Annotated in this window: 1 protein-coding gene and 1 pseudogene; both read left to right on the forward strand. The window is 45.2% G+C overall.

All coding sequences use genetic code 11. The features are described 5' to 3' along the window. Positions 1-42 precede the first annotated feature (42 nt). Positions 43-927, forward strand: coding sequence for a phosphate ABC transporter substrate-binding protein PstS family protein (locus WEIDD23_RS07470; RefSeq protein ID WP_010374252.1), 885 nt, complete (start codon positions 43-45; stop codon positions 925-927). A 94-nt stretch (positions 928-1,021) separates the two neighbouring features. Further along, positions 1,022-1,450: pseudogene (locus tag WEIDD23_RS13600) on the forward strand (DEAD/DEAH box helicase); the annotation flags it as partial.

Raw genomic sequence — 1,450 nt, forward strand, 5'->3', positions numbered from 1 at the left:
ACCTAACTCGAATAATATCTAGTCATACGTTAGGAGATTGTCATGAAGGGTAAGTTGTATCTTGCTGTGGGGAGTTCTGTTGCATTAGTATTAGCCGGGGGATTGGTAAGTGGAGGCGTTGTACATGCAGCCTCTGATAGTCGCGTCATGGCGGTTGGGTCAACAGCCCTACAACCGCTAGCTGCGCAGGCTGCCGAAATGTTTGGAGAGAAACATGCCGGTGTAAATGTCGTTGTTCAAGGTGGTGGATCAGGTGCCGGTCTAAGCCAAGTTGGTAAAGGCGGTGTCACAATTGGTAATTCTGATATTTTTGCTAGCCAAAAAGATGGTGTTGATGCAAAGAAGTTGAAGGACCATAAGGTGGCGGTTGTCGGTATCGCACCAGTTGTGAATGATGACATTAAAGTTAAGTCGTTAACGATGGATCAGTTACGTGATATCTTCTCGGGTAAGATTACGAACTGGAAGGACGTTGGCGGTCAAGATGAAAAGATTGTCCTAATTAATCGTGCGCAAGGTTCAGGTACCCGGTTCACATTCGAACACGAAGTCATGAACGGTGAGGATACAAAGACTGCCCAAGAACAAGACGATAATGGGGCAGTGCAAAAGATTGTCAGCAAGACACCAGGCGCTATCTCATACCTGGCCTTCTCATATACAAGTGGGCCAAATGCCAAGGGCTTACGAACGCTATCAATTGATAAAGTTTCCCCAACTGACAAAAATGTCCGATCAAATAAGTGGCAAATTTGGGCATACGAGCATATGTATACGGTAAAGAAGACTGACAAGAATACCAAGGCCTACATTAAGTTCGTGCAATCTTCAGCAATGAAGAAGACTATTAAGAAACTTGGTTACATTCCAGTTTCTGATATGAACGTTGTTAAGAGTGCTGACGGTGATGTTAAGAAAAGTAAATAAGTAAATGAAATAATTGTCGGCCAGTGAGTCGGCATTTTTTTTGGAATTTTTCATGTGTTAGTCGTCTATAGTTAGTGGAGGTGGTAGTACAAGCATGGATGAATCTGATTTCTATGGTCGCTTGGTACCTGTGCGACACGACCAAATACCAGCATTACCCGAGGGATCCATGACGATACCGGCCATTAAAGATGGGATATGCCAACGATGTGCCACGAAAATCAATACAACCTGGCGCACACCAACAAGTACCTACTGTTGGGCTTGTGCAAATTTAGGTCGGTTGTCAGATGACCAATTTTTAGCAACGATACCAGAGCCAAATGTCTTTGAAACAGATGCAATGCCCTGTCAGTGGCAAGGTGAGTTAACGCCGGCCCAACGCCGAGTGGCAGATGAACAGGTACAGGCACTCAATGCAGGGCGTTCACACTTAACCTATGCAGTAACTGGAGCGGGAAAGACCGAAATGCTGTTTCCCATGTTGACCGTGGCTTTACAGGCAGGAAAGCGCATTGCCTTA

Origin of the sequence: Weissella sp. DD23 (assembly GCF_001579105.1) — a bacterium.
Taxonomy (GTDB): Bacteria; Bacillota; Bacilli; order Lactobacillales; family Lactobacillaceae; genus Weissella; species Weissella cibaria.

Coding starts and splice junctions, on each gene's coding strand:
- WEIDD23_RS07470 (WP_010374252.1), top strand. CDS start 43: ATGAAGGGTAAGTTGTATCTTGCTGTGGGGAGTTCTGTTGCATTAGTA.